This is a genomic window from Vibrio olivae, assembly GCF_042428525.1.
GTDB lineage: Bacteria > Pseudomonadota > Gammaproteobacteria > Enterobacterales > Vibrionaceae > Vibrio > Vibrio olivae.
In genome coordinates, this window is record NZ_JBHMEP010000004.1 from 180,563 (window position 1) to 199,306 (window position 18,744).

General features: G+C 44.6%; 16 protein-coding genes. 12 read left to right on the forward strand and 4 right to left on the reverse strand.

Annotated elements, in window-relative coordinates:
• Positions 1 to 3: 3 nt before the first annotated feature.
• Genes ACFFUV_RS14785 through yejF form a run of 3 tightly spaced genes read left to right on the forward strand, consistent with a single transcriptional unit; the run spans position 4 to position 3,733 of the window.
• On the forward strand, positions 4 to 1,092 hold the full coding sequence (locus ACFFUV_RS14785; RefSeq protein WP_390194277.1) for a microcin C ABC transporter permease YejB: 1,089 nt from the start codon (positions 4 to 6) through the stop codon (positions 1,090 to 1,092).
• The gene (locus tag ACFFUV_RS14790; protein ID WP_390194279.1) at positions 1,092 to 2,135 is read left to right on the forward strand and encodes an ABC transporter permease; all 1,044 of its coding nucleotides are present in this window, start codon (positions 1,092 to 1,094) and stop codon (positions 2,133 to 2,135) included. The genes ACFFUV_RS14785 and ACFFUV_RS14790 overlap by 1 nt, the downstream gene beginning before the upstream one ends.
• A gap of 2 nt (positions 2,136 to 2,137) precedes the next feature.
• Positions 2,138 to 3,733: a microcin C ABC transporter ATP-binding protein YejF gene (gene yejF, locus ACFFUV_RS14795; protein WP_390194281.1), complete on the forward strand. Its 1,596-nt coding sequence runs from the start codon at positions 2,138 to 2,140 to the stop codon at positions 3,731 to 3,733.
• Between the two features lie 23 nt (positions 3,734 to 3,756).
• On the opposite strand, the gene ACFFUV_RS14800 is transcribed toward yejF, so the two are convergent.
• The 3 genes from ACFFUV_RS14800 to ACFFUV_RS14810 form a co-directional block, all read right to left on the reverse strand.
• Positions 3,757 to 5,532: an EAL domain-containing protein gene (locus tag ACFFUV_RS14800; RefSeq protein WP_390194283.1), complete on the reverse strand. Its 1,776-nt coding sequence runs from the start codon at positions 5,530 to 5,532 to the stop codon at positions 3,757 to 3,759.
• A gap of 174 nt (positions 5,533 to 5,706) precedes the next feature.
• Complete coding sequence (locus tag ACFFUV_RS14805) at positions 5,707 to 6,132, reverse strand: PPC domain-containing DNA-binding protein (RefSeq protein WP_390194285.1); 426 nt, start codon at positions 6,130 to 6,132, stop codon at positions 5,707 to 5,709.
• Entirely contained in the window at positions 6,119 to 6,712 is a 594-nt protein-coding gene (locus ACFFUV_RS14810; RefSeq protein ID WP_390194287.1) for a TetR/AcrR family transcriptional regulator, read from the reverse strand. Before ACFFUV_RS14810 ends, ACFFUV_RS14805 begins: the two co-directional genes overlap by 14 nt.
• Positions 6,713 to 6,819: 107 nt before the next feature.
• Between ACFFUV_RS14810 and ACFFUV_RS14815 the strand changes: the two genes are divergently transcribed.
• From ACFFUV_RS14815 to ACFFUV_RS14835, 5 genes are all read left to right on the forward strand, one after another.
• Positions 6,820 to 7,434, forward strand: coding sequence for a glutathione S-transferase family protein (locus ACFFUV_RS14815; RefSeq protein ID WP_390194288.1), 615 nt, complete (start codon positions 6,820 to 6,822; stop codon positions 7,432 to 7,434).
• A gap of 326 nt (positions 7,435 to 7,760) precedes the next feature.
• Entirely contained in the window at positions 7,761 to 11,537 is a 3,777-nt protein-coding gene (locus tag ACFFUV_RS14820; RefSeq protein WP_390194289.1) for an ATP-binding protein, read from the forward strand.
• On the forward strand, positions 11,506 to 12,675 hold the full coding sequence (locus tag ACFFUV_RS14825) for an EAL domain-containing response regulator (protein WP_390194290.1): 1,170 nt from the start codon (positions 11,506 to 11,508) through the stop codon (positions 12,673 to 12,675). The genes ACFFUV_RS14820 and ACFFUV_RS14825 overlap by 32 nt, the downstream gene beginning before the upstream one ends.
• Positions 12,669 to 13,286 (forward strand): response regulator, encoded by a 618-nt coding sequence (locus ACFFUV_RS14830; protein WP_390194292.1) that lies wholly within the window; start codon positions 12,669 to 12,671, stop codon positions 13,284 to 13,286. Before ACFFUV_RS14825 ends, ACFFUV_RS14830 begins: the two co-directional genes overlap by 7 nt.
• 198 nt (positions 13,287 to 13,484) lie before the next feature.
• A complete protein-coding gene (locus ACFFUV_RS14835; protein ID WP_390194294.1) occupies positions 13,485 to 14,381 on the forward strand; it encodes a LysR family transcriptional regulator in 897 nt (298 codons plus the stop codon).
• Here ACFFUV_RS14835 and ACFFUV_RS14840 read toward each other — a convergent pair.
• Positions 14,378 to 14,983, reverse strand: coding sequence for a response regulator (locus tag ACFFUV_RS14840; protein WP_390194296.1), 606 nt, complete (start codon positions 14,981 to 14,983; stop codon positions 14,378 to 14,380). The genes ACFFUV_RS14835 and ACFFUV_RS14840 overlap by 4 nt on opposite strands.
• 232 nt (positions 14,984 to 15,215) lie before the next feature.
• On the opposite strand from ACFFUV_RS14840, the gene ACFFUV_RS14845 reads away from it, so the two are divergent.
• The 4 genes from ACFFUV_RS14845 to vctG all read left to right on the forward strand — a co-directional run bounded on the left by ACFFUV_RS14845 (position 15,216) and on the right by vctG (position 18,743).
• Positions 15,216 to 15,650, forward strand: a complete 435-nt coding sequence (locus ACFFUV_RS14845; protein ID WP_390194298.1) for an RNA-binding S4 domain-containing protein — start codon at positions 15,216 to 15,218, stop codon at positions 15,648 to 15,650.
• A gap of 292 nt (positions 15,651 to 15,942) precedes the next feature.
• Entirely contained in the window at positions 15,943 to 16,842 is a 900-nt protein-coding gene (locus ACFFUV_RS14850; protein ID WP_390194299.1) for a siderophore ABC transporter substrate-binding protein, read from the forward strand.
• A gap of 22 nt (positions 16,843 to 16,864) precedes the next feature.
• Positions 16,865 to 17,800, forward strand: coding sequence for an iron chelate uptake ABC transporter permease subunit VctD (gene vctD / locus ACFFUV_RS14855; protein ID WP_390194300.1), 936 nt, complete (start codon positions 16,865 to 16,867; stop codon positions 17,798 to 17,800).
• Positions 17,793 to 18,743: an iron chelate uptake ABC transporter permease subunit VctG gene (vctG, locus tag ACFFUV_RS14860; protein WP_390194302.1), complete on the forward strand. Its 951-nt coding sequence runs from the start codon at positions 17,793 to 17,795 to the stop codon at positions 18,741 to 18,743. The genes vctD and vctG overlap by 8 nt, the downstream gene beginning before the upstream one ends.
• The last annotated feature ends 1 nt before the right edge of the window (position 18,744 follow it).

Consider the following 18,744-nt stretch of genomic DNA (forward strand, 5'->3'; position numbering starts at 1 on the left):
ATCATGGCTGCATATATTTTCCGTCGCTTATTATTGGTGATACCAACACTGTGGGCGATCATTACCATTAACTTTTTTATCATTCAGGTGGCACCTGGTGGGCCGGTTGAGCAAGCGATCGCTCAAGCTCAGGGGATCGGTTCCGGCATTATGGAACGTTTATCCGGCGGCGGCGCAGAAGTGGAACAAAGTTCTGCGGGGAGTGATAACCATAGCGGATATCGTGGTTCACGTGGCTTAGACCCAGAAGTGGTTGAAGCGATTAAAAAACAATTTGGTTTTGATAAGCCGATTTTGGAACGCTACACCGAGATGCTCAAAGACTACGCCACGTTCCACTTTGGTGAGAGCCTGTTTCGTGGCGGCGACGTGATTGACCTCATTAAAGAGCGGCTTCCTGTTTCTGTGTCTCTGGGATTATGGAGCACATTGATCATCTATTTAGTATCGATTCCACTTGGCATTATGAAAGCGATTCATCACGGTTCACGCTTTGATGTTTGGTCCAGTGCATTGGTCATTATTGGCTACGCGGTTCCAGGGTTTTTGTTTGCCATTTTGCTGATTATTTTATTTGCCAGTGGCAACTATTTTAATTGGTTCCCACTGCGTGGGTTAGTCTCAAGCAATTTCGACCAACTGACTTGGTACCAACAGATCGCGGATTACTTCTGGCATTTAACCTTGCCGATTTTGGCAATGGTGATCGGCGGTTTTGCCGCATTAAGCATGCTGACCAAAAACTCATTTTTGGATGAAATCAACAAGCAGTATGTCGTCACCGCTCGCGCTAAAGGGCTTGATGAGCGTAGCATTTTGTATAAGCACGTGTTTCGTAATGCCATGCTGATCATTATTGCTGGGTTTCCAAGTGCGTTTATTGCCATGTTTTTCACAGGTTCCATGTTGATTGAAGTTATGTTTTCGCTTGAGGGAATCGGCTTGTTGGGTTTTGAGTCCACCATTCAACGCGATTATCCCGTTGTATTTAGCTCCTTATATATCATGACCTTACTTGGCTTAGTCCTGAGTATTATTTCCGATCTAACCTACACATGGGTAGACCCTAGAATCGATTTTGAGGCGCGTTAATGCTGTTTAAATCCAATAAGAAATCGAATCCATTAAACCAAGCTCGTTGGCTCCGTTTTAAAGCTAATCGCCGTGGTTTTTGGTCGCTGTGGATCTTTGCTATTTTGTTTGTACTCAGCTTGTTTGCTGAACTGATTGCCAATGATAAGCCGCTATTAGTTGAATATAATGACGCGTGGTATTTCCCAGTGGTCGAAACCTATAGTGAAACCACGTTTGGTGGTGAATTTGAAATTGAAGCTGACTACACCGATCCTTACATCATTGAACTTATTGAAGATAAGGGCTATATCCTTTGGCCGTTGATTCGCTTTCATTACGATACGATTAATTACAACATTTCTGGGGTGCTGCCTTCTGCGCCTGATTCTGTGAACTGGCTAGGGACGGATGATAAAGGGCGAGATGTATTAGCGCGCATTATTTACGGGTTTCGAATTTCAGTCCTGTTTGGCTTTGTATTAACCGCGATATCAACGGTGATAGGAGTCTTTGTCGGCGCGACACAAGGCTACTACGGTGGTTGGATTGACTTACTTGGTCAGCGATTTATTGAAGTCTGGTCAGGGATGCCAACCTTATTTTTGTTGATTATTTTATCGAGTTTTGTCGAGCCCAATTTTTGGTGGTTACTCGGGATTATGGTGCTGTTTAGCTGGATGAGCTTAGTGGGGGTGGTACGTGCCGAGTTTTTACGTTGCCGTAATTTTGATTACGTTCGTGCTGCGCAAGCCATGGGCGTAGATGACAAGAGAATCATGCTTCGTCATATGCTGCCAAATGCCATGGTCGCTTCGCTCACGATGATGCCGTTTATTTTGTCGGGCTCGGTAACGACGTTAACCTCATTGGATTTCCTCGGTTTCGGGCTTCCGGTGGGCTCGCCTTCTTTAGGTGAGTTACTCGCCCAAGGCAAAGCTAACTTACAAGCGCCATGGCTTGGGATTTCGGCTTTTGTTGTGCTGTCTGTGATGCTGACGCTGTTAGTTTTTATTGGCGAAGCGGTGCGCGATGCCTTTGACCCTCACCACCAAGGAAGATAATTATGTCAAAGCAAGTTTTAAAAATTGAGCATTTATCGGTGGGTTTTGGGCGCGGCAGCGACGTTGAAACGGTGACTCATGATGTCTCGCTGACGATCAATCAGGGAGAAACCTTAGCCTTAGTCGGAGAGAGCGGATCTGGTAAATCGGTGACTGCAAACGCGATTCTCAAGCTGTTACCCAAAGGGGCCGCGCATTATCTCACTGGTTCAATTGACTTTGATGGGACGGATACGCTGAAGTGTTCTGAGCGCCAACTGCGAGGCATTCGTGGAGGGCGGATCGGCATGATTTTCCAAGAGCCCATGGTATCGCTGAATCCGCTGCATAAAATCGGTAAGCAGCTGGTTGAAGTGGTCAGCATCCATCGAGGCGTTCGCACTCGTAAGGCGCAAGAGTTGGCTCTGCAATGGCTACAAAAAGTAGGGATTCGTAATCCCGAGCAAAAGCTCAATGCTTACCCCCATGAACTATCGGGTGGAGAGCGACAGCGGGTAATGATCGCGATGGCACTGATGAATGAACCAGAGCTGTTGATAGCCGATGAACCGACTACGGCGCTGGACGTCTCGGTTCAAGCACAAATTCTTGATCTACTCAAACAACTGCAGCAAGAGCTTGGCATGGCAATGCTGTTTATCACCCATGATTTGAGTATTGTGCGCCGCATTGCTGACCGTGTGTGCGTGATGCAAAGTGGCCGTATTGTCGAAACCGCCCCTTGCCAGCGACTCTTTTCAGCCCCAGAGCATCCTTATACGCAAAAATTGATCGACTCGGATCCTAAAGGTTTCCCCGTGACGGTTGATGATGATGCCGAAGAGCTTCTGAGTGTTGACAAACTTAAAGTGTGGTTTCCGGTCACAGGAGGTGTATTTAAGCGCGTAATCGATCATGTTAAAGCGGTTACCGACATGCACTTTACCTTACACAAAGGGCAATCCATTGGGTTAGTCGGTGAGAGTGGGTCGGGGAAATCAACCACGGGCATGGCCATCCTAAAATTGGTTGAGTCGCAAGGCTCGATTGCCTACCAGGGGAGTGAATTACAAGGGTTAGATCGCAAGCAGATGCTGCCTTATCGCAATAAAATGCAAGTGGTGTTTCAAGACCCATTTTCGGCACTCAACCCTCGAATGTCGGTCGCTCAAGTCATTGGTGAGGGGCTGCGTGTTCATCACGACTATGATGAGCAAACCTTGGACAACATGATATGCGATGTTATGCGAGAAGTGGAACTCGACCCTGAAACCCGCCACCGTTATCCGAACGAATTTTCTGGGGGACAGCGTCAACGTATCGCAATTGCACGAGCACTGATTCTAAAGCCGGAATTTGTCCTGCTAGATGAACCTACGTCGTCACTGGATAGAACCGTTCAAGCTCAGGTTTTAGAGCTGCTTAAGTCATTGCAAGAGAAATATCACCTGACGTATCTGTTTATCAGCCACGACCTCAATGTCGTCAAGTCATTGTGCCATTACACGATTGTAATGAAAGATGGTGAGATTGTTGAACAGGGCGATACTCAAGCACTCTTTTCTGCGCCATCCCAAGCTTATACCCAGCAGTTAGTCGCGCTATCAAGTTTCAATTAACCACTTCAGTGAAAATATGGCCGTTATACTTCGGTGTAACGGCTTGCACTTGCTAAGGAAAGAGGTTTGGAATACCAGTAGCCTTGCAAGTAAGCGACACCCATGTTGGCAAATTTATGATGCATCTCCGCGTTTTCGACTCCTTCAATGACGATGTCGACATTGTAGCTTCGACACAACTGGGTAATAAAGCGCAAATATTCCGCGGTGGCTGGATTGGTCAGGCTTTTCCATGCCATGTTTTTATCGACCTTAATTTGGCTAAGTGGCAAATCGAAAAAGCTGTGCAGAGAACTGTACCCTGAGCCAAAATCATCCAGTGACAGGCGGAAGCCATAATCACTGAGTTTAATCAGTTGCCTAATTGCTTTCTGGTTGCCATCCAAAATAATAGTCTCAGTCAGCTCGAGAATAATGTTGCTCGCGGCAACGCCTTCAAGCTCGGCCATACGTCGAACTTCGTGAGGAAAGTGGTTATTGAGGATTTGCAGCACCGAAATATTAATATTCACGGTGACTTGGCGTTGATGACGCTTTTGGTATTCCTTAATAAAGTGGCAGGCTTTCTCGAACACCAAATAGCCAAGTTCAACAATTAACCCTTTCTTCTCCGCCACTGCAATAAACTCATCAGGGTAAATTTCACCCCATTCTTTGCTACGCCAACGAACAAGCGCTTCAAAGCTCGCGATCTTATTGGTTTGCGCATTGACTATCGGTTGGAATTTTACCGTCAGCTGTTTGTCGTCAATTGCCTTTTTCAGCTGTTGTTCGATATAAAAATGGCGATCGACTTTGTTCTTGGTGGAATCGACGTAAATCGCAATGTTGCTAAAGTTGTTTTCTCCGGCAAACTTACAGGTTCTTGCTGCTATCTTGACCAGTTCTGTGGCACTTAACGATTTGTCGAAATTTGGGTAAATCCCAATATTCATATCTTTGCCGTAAAGGTGTCCTTCGAGGTCGACGGCTTTGCGATAGCTGTGCAGAATACGTTCGCCGAGCTGATGAATATCTTTATTTTCGTACAGGCCTTTGACCAAAATCGCAAAATCATCAGAGTGAACTCGGTAGACATCAATAAACGTATCCGGGCAGCGATTTAGTGTCGCAATGAGGTGGTTGAGCAAATTTTGCAGAATTTGCTGACCATAAATATTCAGGTAATTTTTTACGTCCTCAATTTGGATATACAACAACGAATAATGTTCTTCATCCGTTGAGTTGATGTCATCGATATCAATATGCAGTTTGTTGGTATTAGATAGACCGGATTCAGTGTCCACAAAGGCGGCTTTTTGAATATAGCTCTCCATGGTTTTTTTATCGGAGATGTCGCGGTGGCAGCCAATCAGAAAACGTTGATCATCTTTAATTCGGGTAACGGCAGTGCCTTGAACCCATATGTATTGGCCATCGGTACGTTTGACGCGATATTCGGTAGAGAGACGCTTACCTTCAGTACTGGTATGCAAGGCAACTCGACGTTGCAGTAATAAGCGGTCTTCGGGGTGAACCAGTTCTAACCATTTCTGAAAGGAAGTATGCCCTGATTGAATACCAAACTGGGCATAGAACGTTGGGTTGTAATAAAACATCTGTTCGCAATCTGCCATGTAGAAGATCCCATCATTAAACACATCAACAAGATGTTTAAAGTGGTTATCCATTAACAGATCAAGCTCAGCACCAGACAGCGGGAAACCGCTTAAATCGGAGACCTCATTGGTGTCAGTTGAGCTATTGGGCTGAGCAGGGAGTTGAGAATTTGCCCAGTTTTGATGTGCTTTATTATTCATTCAATGCAGACTTGCCTATCCAACGTTGGTTAGCCATCCTTTTTACCTTCGTGTGCTCTATTTTATAAAAATAATTCAGCTAATCCATGTGTTTTACATTAAATATTGACTAACGACCAGTCAATTTTGTGTTTATGTAGAACGAAATAACTACAAATGGGGCTGAGTGAATGATTACTCTACAAGCTTTATCGACGAATCGCGAACAATCTTTAGCTCTGAATAGCCTGTTTGTCGATCGTGTTCTCGTGCAAAATGCAGGCTAGGATAACGATGAAAGATGAGTTCAGCGGTGGTGTCGATATAAGACTCTTCAAGTAGATGCCCACCCCAGACTTTGCCTTGGTTATCGGCAACGGCGATATGTAAGTGTTGATGGTCTGCGGTCAAAGTGCCCATCAGCGATACGATTTCAAACGGTTGAGAAAGTTTAAGTGTTTGCTGAGCGCCAGCAAGACGAATGTGCAGTTGTGACAGGCTGCCAACGCAAGACGCGATACTCCCTGCTTGGATGTGGTTCTGAGTCACAAGGTGTTGTATCGCCGTTTTGAGGTCGTCGCCACGAGTCAAACGCCAGGCGAGTGGTTCAATGACGTTCATGGGGGGCACCTTCTATTAAGCTAATCATTGCGTTTAATGCCGCGTCGATATCCTGATGGCGCTTGGCCTTACTCAACACTCGCATTCCCTGCATTTGGCTTAGTAATAGTGAGGCCAACTGCGCGGGGACGAGAGAGGAGCTGAGCTGTTTTTGTTGTTGGGCATTGGTGAGTGCTTGGCAAAAGTGTTCCGAAAGTAAGTCAAACAAGCGATTTCCTTGCATTAAGACTTTCTCATCTTCACCGCCATGCTCAACAATGGCATTTTGCATAAAACAACCGTTGGAGGAGTCTTTTTGTTTGTTGGCGAAGTGAATCAAAAATGTTTTCAGCTCAGGCCACCCTGCGCTGGGACCTGTCAGTGAGGTAACAGGGGGGAGAGAAACCTTCTCCAGATACGCATCAAGCGCCATGTAATAGAGATTTTGCTTATCTCCAAAGCTGTTATACAGGCTAAAGCGGTTGATTTGTAAAGTATCCACGAGGTCTGAAATGGCGGTATTGGCATACCCTTTACGCCAGAATAACGCCATGGCTTCTAGGAGTTTTTGGTTCTTATCAAAATTCGATTTTCTTGCCATAAGATCAATGCTGCAACTTGGGTAATTAATTCTTGACTGAACGTTTAGAAATTAAGTAGATTTTAAACTAAACGATCGTTCCGAAAAAGAGAAAAGGAAAAAAGATAATGAAACTTTATGAAACGGCGATGACGCCAAGCTGTCGGCGTGTCAGTATATTTTTGAATGAGTTAGGTGTTGACGTGGAACGTGTGGCACTGAATGTTCGTGATGGTGATAATCTCTCTGCTGAGTTTTTAGCGAAAGCAGTCAATGGTAAAGTTCCGATGCTTGAGCTCGACAATGGGGAAACCCTTTGCGAAAGTGTCGCTATTTGCCGTTATTTTGATGAGTTGTATCCCAACGAACTCGGCCTGTTTGGAAGTACCGCACTTGAAAAAGCACAAGTTGAAATGTGGCATCGGGTGGTCGAGTTTCAAGGTCTATATGCCGGGTTTCAAGCGTTTCGCAATATGACAGGTATTTATAATGACCGAGAACGCTGCGTCGCGGAATGGGGAAAGGAATCGAAATTGCGCGTAGAAGAGTTCTTACCTACGCTCGATAAACGTTTGGCTGAGTCGTCGTATGTCGCGAGTGACCGCTTTACCGTTGTCGATATTACCACGTATATTTTTATTGGCTTTTGTACTAAGGCGTTAGACATCGACGTGACTGGACAATACCCCTCTATTGCTAAGTGGTTTAGTCGTGTGTCTGAACGTAAAGCTTTTCAAGCATAACGATTGAGTCGGTCGGCTGCATTTACCTGAGAAATGGCTGGTCAACCGGCCATTTTTGTTTTTAAAAACTGGGGTTACATCTCAATAAGCAGTGTTGTGAAGTTTTGTTCACATCTGTTTGCCACAATCCGAGAAGCACATCGCGAATTGACGTTTGACTGGCGTAAGAAAGGAGCGATTTTACTGTCAGTTATTACTGACAAAATTGATGAGTTTCTTTTAAAATCAGCATGTTATAATTTTTTATTCGCTGGTCAAATATTGACTTATTAAGCGCTTACTCTAAGCTTTGCCGTCCCCCGACACAACGCAGAGAAGAGTATTTAGTGCGCTTGACATCATTACTAACCTTATTGGTTTCGATCACTACATTGTGGACCACCAATGCGTCTGCTATCGACTTTGCTGAGAAACCGAATGAACACTCCGCATTTTCCGAAGTGATCAATGTTGCTGTCTATTCCTCTTTGTCTCCAGAACTGGACCATACGGTCAGTGAACAGTTCCAAGGGATCAATATTAATTATTTGCAATCTATCGCTCAAGAACTCAATGCATCACTGAATATTGAGGGTTATGGGAAGATTGAGAATGTCTACAAAGCGCTTGAAAATGGCGAAGCTGACGTTGCCGTCGGGTTTAGTCGTACACCGAGTCGAGAGCAGCGCTTTGTGTTCTCAGATACTTTTTATAAAACCAGTCTAGCGGTTTGGTATCGCAATAATCGTACAGCCTATCTTGCGCCGCAAAGTTTAAAGTGGGTATGTTTACGAGAATCGAGCTACTGTTCACGTCTGCAATCTCTAGGGGTTGTAAACCCATCGGTTGTTGATGATTTTGACCAATCGTTTGAGATGGTTAACTCTGGTGAAGCCGATGCGTTTGTCGCGAACTATGTTTCTTTGCTGCAGTATCTTAACGAAAATGACATCGTAGATGGTCAAGTTTGGGTTCCTGATTGGCTGGAACCTGAACAGGTTTCGGTGATGGCTGCGCCGAGTAAGCAGGCTTTAATCACACGTATTAATGATGTTTTAGCATCGCGCGGCGAATCATTAAGAGCTTACTCCTCACAGTCTTTTAACGCCTATCACAAAATTGATCAGGCCAATATCGCGTATCGCAATAGCCACCTCAAAGACCGATCCGTACGTTTTACGTTTAATGAAGACAGCTATCCGCTGTTTTATCGTGATAGTGACGGTAAGCTGACGGGGGCGCTCAATGAGATGTTGAGACTGATACAGTCTCGTTCGGGGATCAAGTTTCACTATGTTCCTACGCCAGAAGGCAAAACACCGGACCAAATGATTGAAGATGGCGAAATCGATATTTTGCCGATGGTGTTTAAGGACGGGTTAAATTCGACAGAGATCAAACTGACCGACGCTTACATGAACATGAAGTATGTCGGGGTTGAGCTCAGTTCACCGCGCCTTTCAAAAGATCAGCCTGACGGTGTGCTGATGACGACACGGCACCCATCAGAGTTAGGGGTGACTCACAGCACCTTTAGCCCGCAGACTCGGCCCTATACCGACTTAACGAAGATGCTTAACGCGTTGCGTAACGGTGAGATAAGCCGTGCTTATATTCGTGATGACTTGGTCGATATGATGTTAGGAAGTGGGCATGATGATCAATTTAAAATCAACCGCAAAGATTTCAAAATGGTTCATGCGTCAATTGGAGTGTCGAAACAAGAGCCTTTGCTGCTCAATGCGCTTAATAGCGTTCTAGCGACGGTTGATGATAATGAACTGAAAAAAATTCGAGATGGCTACTCTCATATAAAAGTGGTTTACGGTTACGATAAGTTCAAAGTCGCACTGCTAACGGGGTCGTTAATTTTAGTTGCGTTGATCATTATCTTGATCAGCTATCTATTTTCTAAAAACCTGAAACTTCAGGTCGTCATGCGAGAAAACGAGGCTAAGAACTCACAAAATGAATTTGAGTTTATGCAGCGAATTATCAATGCACTTCCGCTCCAAATCTTTATCCACGATTCTAACCATAATTTGGTGCTAAGCAATTGCGAGAACTACATATCTGGAGCATGTAAAGGCTGTTCGATGGCGGAAAATAACTCGTCAAAAGCGGCGATTGTTGAAAACCACGAAGTGCTTGAGAAAGTGCTTAACGACGATTATTCAATGGCACGCACGGTTGATATTACCGATTGCAGCCTGAATATCCAAACGGTCGATTTTTTCCGCAAGCGTGTCATTCACTCAGCGACACAAAAAGCATTTGCATTAACAGCGATACATGATGTTAGTCGTCGTAATCAGCAACAACGGGAATTGATCGAAGCCAACAAATTGGCAGAGCAAGCCGTGGTCGCTCGTGAACGTTTTCTTGCCAGTATGAGTCATGAACTGAGAACGCCGATTGCAGGTATGAGTGGTTTGCTCGAAATGCTGAATATGCGTCTGACTCATGCTGAAGATCGTATGTTGTTGAAAAATGTCATTACTTCGACACAAAACTTGAAGATGTTGGTCAATGATATCTTAGATTTTTCGAAGTTGGAGGCCAATCAACTCAACATTGAAGCGATGGACTTCAACGTGATGAAAGGCACTTGTGAGCTGTTACGTATCCACAGTGCAGCGGCGAAAGATAAAGAGCTGGAGTTTGAATTTAATTGGACGCCGTCTGCGATTCGAATTATTAAAATTGACGCGCTGCGTTACAGCCAAATCGTCAACAACTTGCTGTCAAATGCGATTAAGTTTACCGACAGTGGCAAGATTCGTGTTGATACACGTGTCACTGAGCAAAATATTCATTTCTCCGTCATGGATTCTGGTGTAGGTATGACAGAGCAGCAGCAGAAAATTGTGTTTCAGCCTTTTGTGCAGGCAGACAACACCATTGCTCGTCGCTATGGCGGCACCGGGCTCGGTTTAACGATTGTTCGCGATTTAATTGAATTAATGGGCGGTGAATTTGAGCTAGAAAGTGTTACTGGTCTCGGAACTAAGATCACATTTACACTGCCGCTTGAAGTTGTGGAATGTTACAATAACCTGTTCCCGAACCTTGAGTTGCACCATGGCCCTGTGCCGAAGCACGTTATGGAGTGGATGGAGCCTTGGTTTGAACATGTCGAATTTGCTGAGCAAAGACACAGCTTGTTTTTGACCACGGCGATGGACCAGTCGCGTCATAATGAAGATTATACCGTCGTTCTTGACCCAGCCGTCACACAGATGGCTGAGGTGGATGATAATATTATTCGTCTATCCACAACGCCACTCTTCCCTGACGTTCTGTTTGAAGTGATGCGCCGAATCAACGATGGCGATACTGAGCCAGAGTCTGACGATATTGTCATGCTGAGTGGGCATGTGTTAGTGGCAGAAGATAATCCCATCAACCAGATGCTTATTGCTAAGCAACTTGAAGAAATGGGTGTGACGGTGGATTTGGTTTCTGATGGCTTGCAGGCGCTGAATCGTCTACGTCGCAATATTACGTCATATGATCTCTTGATCACCGATGGTCATATGCCCAATATGGATGGATACCAACTGGCAAGGCGCGTGCGCGATACGCTGCCAGAATTTGCTGATAAGCCGATTATTGGCTGCACGGCAGAAGATAGCCGAGTCGCACTGCAACGCGCAGAAACGAGTGGGTTTGATCATATTCTTTATAAGCCTTATGGCATTTATCCACTCAATCAATTATTGAAAAAATTCCTACCGGCACAAGCAAATGTGACGGCGCAGGTTCGACCACAAGCGATCGTGACAAAGCTGTGTTGGCTCGACAACTTTCAAGAGCAGGAAGCTCGAATGCTCGGTGATGTGTATATCACGACCATGCAAGAGGACTGCGAAAAACTCATCGAAGTAAAAAATGATTTGGCCCAAGTTCGACAGGTCGCGCACCGAATTAAAGGTGGTGCTGGAACCGTTGGGTTAAAAGAGCTTATGGAATTGGCGCAAACCGTAGAGGACGCCGCCGCAGAAGGCCATCAAGATATTCATGGAAGTATCAATAGCTTGATAACGCAAATAACTGAAACGATAGAACATACGAGAGATTGGTTAAATGCTCATGAACACACAGTTACATGTACTGATTCTTGATGATAGCGCTTTGCAGCGGTGTACAACGCGCATGCAGTTGGAGCGAATTGGTGTACAAGACATCGAAGAGTCCTCTGACGGTCACGAAGCGTTAGCGCTATGCGAAAATAAGCGTTATGACATGCTTATCTGTGATTTAGACATGCCAGAAATGGATGGCATCCATTTCTTAAAACGATTAAGCCGCTCGGGCTTTGATGGCACCATTGGTATCCAAAGTGGCATTGATGTGACCGTACTGAAAATCGCTTGCATCATGTGTACACAGCTTGGCTTCAAAAAGGTGGTCGCCTTACCAAAGCCGGTTGCGCAAGATACGCTATCTGGGGTGATTAAAGAGCATATTGAAACTCGTGAGCTTGAACTGGAAGTAAAACCAACGCTTGATTTTGATATTTCAGCGATTCAAACCGCGTTTAATAATGGTGAGTTCCAAAATTACTATCAGCCAAAATACGACTTTAAAACCGAGAAAGTGGTTGGCGTCGAAGTGTTAATGCGTTGGATTCATCCTACACTTGGCATTATTGGTCCCGATGTCTTTTTGCCGTTGATTGACCAAAGTAAAATGCAAAATGAGTTGTTCTTCCTATCCGCCGAGCAAGCGTTTAAACATTTCTCAGCCAGTGAATCGAAAAGTACCATCGCGCTGAATGCCACCCAAACCAATCTAGAAACCTCCAAATTCGTTGAACGATTGTTGGATTTGGCGCATCAGTATCAGATAGAGCACAACCGAATTATTGTTGAGCTTACTGAAAATGAAGTGTCACTGCTTTCGCCAGTGATGCTAGAAAACATTGCGCGTTTACGCATTCATCGTGTTGGGCTTTCAATTGATGATTTTGGTACGGGGTATTCAACCTTACTAAAACTGGCTCAACTCCCTGTAACTGAATTGAAGATCGACCGTGAGTTTGTTGCCTCCTGTACCTATGACATTCGCACGCAATCGATTGTTCGTTTGACTCATCAACTGGCACGCAATCTTGGGCTTAAAGTGGTGGCAGAAGGAGTCGAAAATCAAGAAACCTGGGCGTATTTGGAGAAATTAGGTGTCGATGTGTGTCAAGGCTTCTTGACCGGAAGACCTATGCCGTTCGCTCAAATTCAACGTTTAGAGAACAACTTATGCTAACTCATAAAGTGAATTGTTTGATTTTGGATGATCATCCACTGGTTTGCGCCGCAATAGAAAATTTGCTGCGTGATCATCACCGTATCGAGAATGTCTATTCATTAACCGATTCGCATAAAGCGCAAAGCTTTATAAAAGAGAACAACATCGAACTTTTGGTGCTCGACGTCAATTTAGCGAAAGCCGATGGCTTTGAATTTGCTCGTCGTATTACCGCCCATGGTTATCAGGGAAAAATGCTGTTTATCTCGGCCAATGATTCACAAATCTATTCGGAAACGGCTTTTCGCTTGGGAGCGGATGGTTACATCACTAAATCAGAAAACATGAGCCTGATTGTGCAAGCCATCGACAGCATTTTAAACGGTTACACCTTCTTTAAATTTACCGGAGAAACACCTGACCGCAGCTCAGAAGTGAAACTGTCGCAGCGTGAAGCGGTAGTTCTAACCTATTTAATGGAAGGGAAAGCCAATAAAGATATTGCTGAAATCTTGTCTTTAAGCGCTAAAACCATCAGTACTTACAAAACCAGAATTCTGGAAAAATACCAAGTGAAGTCGGTGCTTGAATTAATGAAAGTCGGAGAAAAAATTAACCACGATCATTAATCAAAAGTGGGTGAGTCGCGCAGAGTATGGAAGAAGAAGCACTTCGGTGCTTCTTTTTGATCACTAGATAAAAGCGATCATCTCAGATGAGACAATGAGAAACAGCGAAAAATCATCCCGAGGTTTAGCATTGATGGCTATACGCTCAATATCGCTGCTTTTACAATGAAGGGAAACCAGTTAAGTCTGAGGGAATGTATGACTGAGCCGTTAGATCTCAACTTGCTCAAAGTCCTTATCTTAATAAACAAGCATCGCCAGTTACGGCCGGTTGCCAAAGAACTCGGCAAAACAGAAAGCGCGGTGAGCAAATACCTCGCGAAATTGCGTATTCAGCTTGACGACACGCTGTTTGTGCGCGGAGCACACCGACTGGAACCCACAGAGTTTACGCTGAAACTCCTGCCGCAGATCAGTGCTGGATTGGACTTACTCGATGGCGCCATAGCTCGCCAAGAGTTTATTCCGCAAGCTTACGACAAAGTGGTGCGTATCGCGCTACCAGAAATTGTTCAGCATCTTATTGGGGCGGATTTGATGGTGGCGTTATGGGAAGTGTTACCCAAAGCTCAAGTTCAAATCACCAACTGGCATGATCTTACCCCAGAGCATATTTTGGATAACAAAGTCGATATCGGCGTTCAGTATTTTAATCCAATGCAAACCAAGTCGATCTATCAACAGAAATTGGGCCGTGTCGTGGGTTCCATTGTCAGTTGTGAAGACGATAAGCTGAAAACAGCCAAGGAATTATTGAAACGGCGATTTGTGGTACTTGAAATGAAAGGGTGGCATCAAAATCAAGCCATCATCAAAACCAGCCTAGAAGAAGTTGGCATTGAGATAAACAGTGTTGGCACCATTGATAATATGCACGCGCTGCTTGATTTAGTGCGAAAACGGCATATTGTTTCGCTGCTCCCTAATATAGGAAAAGCGAGTGAAGACATTGTCTACCACTCGTTTTCTGAATCTGGGATTGCGGTGGACTTGCCGAATGTCGTCGCCAACTATAAGGCGTTAAACATGGGCAGCCCACTTCATGTATTACTCTACAAAACCCTAAAAGACGTTATGTTCCCTAAAGCGAATTAGTTTTCTTCACCTAGGTGCTCGCGCATTTGCATCAATTCCACAATCGAACCCACATTATACTTGTCGAGAATACGAGATTTGTAGGTACTGATGGTTTTTGAACTCAACGACAAGAGTTCAGAAATTCGTTTGTTGGTGTAGCCTTTGACCAAGTAATTAAACACCACGGTTTCACGGTTTGACAAGGCAACCGTTTTACGAAAGCTGTTGGCTTTGTGCTTAAACACCGAATAACCACGCGCTACACTTAAGATCGCCTCTTTGATCACCACCGAAGATTCCACTTTGGAAATATAGCCATTTGCCCCGAGTTTGTACGCAGTCATTGAATACATTGGGTGCTTACTGCTGGAAATAAACAATACTTTGCCTGTGTAACCGTGAGCACGAGCACGGCGAATAAATTCGAAACCGTCTGAATTTTCCAAATCGACGTCTAAGATGACGTAATCAATGTCGTGGTTTCTTAGCAATTGAATACCGAACGTTGCATTGTTAGCTTGATAAGCTTGCGAGTTTGGCATGCATTCGTAGACCAAGCTTTCAATTGCTGTGCGCATTAGGGGTTGAGTATCAATGATCAAAATATTCATTGCTGACATGTATGGGGCCTCTAGTTGAATGAGCGACATCAATGTCTGTTAACTCCGAATGCGCTTAATGTAAGTGATAACTGACGGAAATGGCGGAATAGCGTATTTTCCGAATAGGAAACGCTGTCAGGGTTCTGTCAGACAAACGTCAATCGACGTCAGATTCAGATGACAGGCTTAATGGTTTTCCCATCATCAAAAAGCCTTTACACTATGGGTGTCAGCACATTTAGAGATGATCATGAATAACGAGTATGACTACGACGCCGATGAAGGCGAAGAAATCGAAATTGAAGCGTTAGGTATAGAAGTAAACACGCAACCTATTGAATTGTATAAAGTCATGAAACTGGCCAATTTGGTGTCTGGAGGCGGCGAAGCCAAGTATGCGATCAGTGAAGGCTACGTCGCGGTAAATGGTGAGCTTGAAACGCGCAAAAGACGTAAACTGTATGACGGTGACTTTTTTGAATTCAACCAAGAATATTATGTTGTCGTTTATAATGAGCAGCAAATCAGTGAGCCCAACGAGGAAATGATTGTCCAAGAGGACGATGATGTTGTGGTCGAGGATGTTATTGAGCCACCGGCTGTGACAGACGAACCAAAGCCAGCGCCTAGCGACAATACCAAGAAAAAGCCGGGGGCAGGGCGTAAGTCACTCGATTTCTTATAACGCCATAACCGCTAAGACGAATAGGTGCGCAATGTTCATTGCGCATTTTTTTTGGCTGAATGAAAAACTGTGTATTGAGGATCATTGGGTATCGTCGCAGCACACGGGAAACGCTTGATGCGATCTGGCTAAGAACAATTTTTCCTGAGGGATGGAGTAAAAAGGTGAAAACATTACGATCCGTTACTTGTTCCGTATTTGGAACGTTCTGGTTGCCATTTTGAGGATGACATTTACCTCAATCTAAATGATAATACATTGCATTTGTATTATATGAGAATTAGGGATAACAATGAAAGCTCTCGCAGTCGCGCTATTAGCTGGTTTGGCCGTTTTCAACGTTCAGGCGGAAACCGTCAGCATCAAGCATGAAATGGGAACGACAACACTGGAAAGTAATCCTAAACGTGTCGTTGTTTTGGGGATTGGCGCATTAGATGCCGTTGATAGCATGGGCGTAACACCCGTTGCGGTATCTACAGCCACTATGATGCCTGATTATCTCGCGAAATATAAAGACGTTCCTTCTTCAGGCAGTTTATTTGAACCCGATTTTGAGGCCATTTACAGCGACAAGCCAGACGTTATTATTGCGGGGCCTCGCAGTGCGACGCATTATGACGAGCTGTCAAAAATAGCGCCTACGATTATTTTTGGTACTCGCAGTTCTGACTATTGGCAAGCGACACAAGAGCAATGGCGTAAGTTGGCCACCGTTTTTGAGAAGCAAGAGATGGTCGAGAAGAAAATCGCTGAGCTTGATAATGAATTCAAAGCAATTCGTGACTACAACCAGTCACACCAAGTGGATGCGTTGACCGTGATGAGTTCTGGAGGCAACATTACCACCTTCGGTACTGAGTCTCGCTTTGGTATTCTATACAAAGAATTTGGCTTTAAAGAAACGGTGCACAATATTAAACCAAGCCAGCACGGCGATTTAGTTTCATACGAGTATATTCAGAAAGCCAACCCAAGTACCCTATTGATTATTGATCGTGACAAGCTGGTGAATAAAGGCACCAGTCATACTCGTGAACAGTTTGACAATGAATTGATCCAGTCAACTAAAGCGTATCAAGAAGGGCGAATGACTTACCTTGATCTTAACGCTTGGTACTTGGCGATTTCTGGAATCAAAGCGACTCAGCAAATGATCGCAGATGTGAAATCAACGATTGGTTTGAATTAGTTTTCGCAAGCAGAGGTTAACTTTGAAAAAGTTATTGCTTGCTCTCGTTGCTCTTAGCCTGCTCTCACTGTTCGTGGGAGTGGGTAACCTTACCGCTGGCGAACTGCTTAGTGGCGATGCAAATGCTTGGAACTTATTGTTCACAAGCCGATTGCCCCGTCTGTTAGCCATTTTGTTAGCCGGTGCCGGGCTGAGTATCGCGGGCTTAATTATGCAGCAAATTAGCCAGAATCGATTTGCAGCGCCTTCGACATCGGGCACGATAGAGTGTGCGATGTTTGGTTACGTTTTGAGCCTGGTCATTTTCGGTGACGGTGACAATTTATGGCTCATTTTTGCCTGTGCTATGGCCGGCACCCTGATCTTTGTACAGTTTATTCACCGTATCCAATTCAAAAATGCCATTTTCGTGCCTCTGGTCGGCATTATTTTTGGGAATGTTGTCGAATCCGCGGCCACGTTTCTTGCCTATAAATTCGACGCAATTCAAAACCTGCAAGGGTGGGCGGTTGCCAACTTTGCCAATTTGCTACAGGGAGATTTTGAACTGCTCTATGTGGCTATTCCGGTTGCGATCTTAGGTTACTTATATGCGGCGCGTATTTCGGCGGTCGGCCTTGGCAAAGACTTTGCCACTAACCTAGGGCTTAATTACAAGCAGGTGGTGATGCTGGGCGTGATTTTGGTGTCGGTCATGGCGGCGAGTGTGGTGATGATCGTCGGACGTTTACCTTTTCTTGGCTTGATTGTCCCCAACTTAGTGACCCATTTCTTTGGCGATAATTTGCGTAAAAATATTCCTCTGACCGCCATCGCTGGCGCACTAACGGTATTAGTGTGCGATTTACTCGGGCGCTGGATTATTTATCCGTATGAAGTGCCTATCTCTATGATTATTTCGACTGTCGGCGGTGTGGTCTTTATCGGCTTGATTTTGCGGGGGCAAAAGCATGGCTGACAGAAATAAGCTTTTGATTTTGGCAGTGGTCAGCATCGTTGTTGCGGCGCTGTTTATTGGCGTTGGCCTCACGGCAGATAATTACCAGTATTTTCTATCGCGACGTGTACCGAAAGTGTTGGCGATTGTTCTCGCCGGCGTGGCAATCGGTCAATCATCTCTGGTGTTTCAAACCATCACAGGGAATCGGATTTTAACCCCGAGTGTTATGGGCTTTGATAGCCTGTATATGCTCACGCAAGTGATTGTGGTGGTACTGTTTGGTGGGCTGAGTAGCTTCACCTTAAATGCGTATCTGAATTTTAGTGTCTCTGTGGTCGTGATGATGCTGTTTTCGACCGCGTTGTTTGCGTTCTATTTTCGCAGTCAAAAACGGAATTTGATGAGTTTACTACTGCTTGGCGTCATTCTCGGGCAGTTGTTTAGTAACATTGGTTCGTTTTTTACGATGTTGCTTGATCCCAATGACTTTACCGCGATTCAGTCGAAGATGTTTGCCAGCTTTAACAATATTAAAGTGGGATTAGTCTACTTTTGTACACCGGTTTTACTGGTGTTAAGTGTGTTGCTTTATCGTATGCACCGCACGTTAGATGTGTTTTGGCTTGATCAAGATAATGCGATCAGTTTGGGTGTTGATGTGCGTTCGATGACGTTAAAAACGTTGCTGCTGTCTGCGGGGTTAATTGCGATTTCAACCGCGCTCATTGGGCCGATTATGTTCTTTGGTTTACTGGTCACTAACCTAACTCGAGAATTTATCGCCAATTATCGCCACAAGGTATTACTGACTGCGGTAAGTTTATTATCCATTGCTTCTTTACTCACGGGGCAATGGGTTATCGAAAACATCTTTGAGTTTTCAACCACACTCAGTGTGGTCATTAACTTTATCGGTGGTATTTACTTTTTATCCATGTTGCTTAGAAACAAGGTTGTATAAC

Excerpts from the sequence above, each read along its gene's own strand:
- ACFFUV_RS14810 (WP_390194287.1), bottom strand. The coding sequence starts at position 6,712 with ATGGCAAGAAAATCGAATTTTGATAAGAACCAAAAACTCCTAGAAGCC.
- ACFFUV_RS14785 (WP_390194277.1), top strand. The coding sequence starts at position 4 with ATGGCTGCATATATTTTCCGTCGCTTATTATTGGTGATACCAACACTG.
- ACFFUV_RS14800 (WP_390194283.1), bottom strand. The coding sequence starts at position 5,532 with ATGAATAATAAAGCACATCAAAACTGGGCAAATTCTCAACTCCCTGCT.
- ACFFUV_RS14840 (WP_390194296.1), bottom strand. The coding sequence starts at position 14,983 with ATGTCAGCAATGAATATTTTGATCATTGATACTCAACCCCTAATGCGC.
- ACFFUV_RS14850 (WP_390194299.1), top strand. The coding sequence starts at position 15,943 with ATGAAAGCTCTCGCAGTCGCGCTATTAGCTGGTTTGGCCGTTTTCAAC.
- ACFFUV_RS14790 (WP_390194279.1), top strand. The coding sequence starts at position 1,092 with ATGCTGTTTAAATCCAATAAGAAATCGAATCCATTAAACCAAGCTCGT.
- ACFFUV_RS14825 (WP_390194290.1), top strand. The coding sequence starts at position 11,506 with ATGAACACACAGTTACATGTACTGATTCTTGATGATAGCGCTTTGCAG.
- ACFFUV_RS14830 (WP_390194292.1), top strand. The coding sequence starts at position 12,669 with ATGCTAACTCATAAAGTGAATTGTTTGATTTTGGATGATCATCCACTG.
- ACFFUV_RS14845 (WP_390194298.1), top strand. The coding sequence starts at position 15,216 with ATGAATAACGAGTATGACTACGACGCCGATGAAGGCGAAGAAATCGAA.
- ACFFUV_RS14815 (WP_390194288.1), top strand. The coding sequence starts at position 6,820 with ATGAAACTTTATGAAACGGCGATGACGCCAAGCTGTCGGCGTGTCAGT.
- vctG (WP_390194302.1), top strand. The coding sequence starts at position 17,793 with ATGGCTGACAGAAATAAGCTTTTGATTTTGGCAGTGGTCAGCATCGTT.
- yejF (WP_390194281.1), top strand. The coding sequence starts at position 2,138 with ATGTCAAAGCAAGTTTTAAAAATTGAGCATTTATCGGTGGGTTTTGGG.
- ACFFUV_RS14805 (WP_390194285.1), bottom strand. The coding sequence starts at position 6,132 with ATGAACGTCATTGAACCACTCGCCTGGCGTTTGACTCGTGGCGACGAC.
- ACFFUV_RS14835 (WP_390194294.1), top strand. The coding sequence starts at position 13,485 with ATGACTGAGCCGTTAGATCTCAACTTGCTCAAAGTCCTTATCTTAATA.